We start from the raw sequence: 850 nt of genomic DNA on the forward strand, positions 1-850 counted from the left end.
TCTTTGCTTTGACTGGTTTTCCAGCTTTTGTTGGTGTAGCCACTTTCTTGGTCACTTCACGCTCTACAGATTCTGTAGTATCAGCTGAACTAGCTGATGTCGCTACTGACTTAGGTGCTTTTCTCGTATACTTCGCTGTTGACTGCTCTTTATCAGCCTTACTTTGCAACTGGACACTATTTGCACTATCAACAGTGGGCTGACGACGGCGACGCTTGTGCGGAATCGGCTCGTTATTCATACTGACTAGCGCAGGCGATCTGGCGATCGAGCGAGTTGGTCTTGCCTGATCAGATGATGCCTTAACCTCTGACGAATTAGCTTGAGACAACTGAGTGTTATCTGAACGATCAGCTTTATCCGTTTGCTTTTGGGTGTCGTTATTAGTCGACGCTTGCTTTTGCACAGGTGCGCTCGTACGCTTCGGCTGCGATGCACTCTCAGCTGGCAGCTGCTTTTGTAGCGGTGGCACGACCTTTTCGTGCTCTATGACAAATAGTGGCGCAGGTTTAGAATGATGGCGTTTGTTTGTCGCTTGGTTATTACTAGCAAGCGATAGCTGTTGTAGCTGCGCAAGCTCATTGCTATCTTGTTTCACCTGCTGCGTGTTGTATGCTTTGTTGTTGCTGCTGTCATTTTTAGACTGACTGACAGCGCGGCGACGGCGTGCTGGGATATTCGATGAATCGTTTACCATTGTCTGATCCTTTCTACCTTTCTCAGTACTATCATTAGCATTGCTTTGTTTCGCACTGCTCTGATTAGATGGTGAGTGATCAGTGATATTTGCTTCTGGTTTTTGACGATTGCGTCCGCGGTTACGTTGCCCTTTTTTGTAGGCACCGCGGCG

Annotated in this window: 1 pseudogene; it reads right to left on the reverse strand. The window is 47.8% G+C overall.

Annotated elements, in window-relative coordinates:
- A pseudogene (locus tag ACS8FC_RS16115) lies at positions 1-850 on the reverse strand (polynucleotide adenylyltransferase PcnB); the annotation flags it as partial.

The organism is Psychrobacter sp. 1Y4 (genome assembly GCF_051847555.1).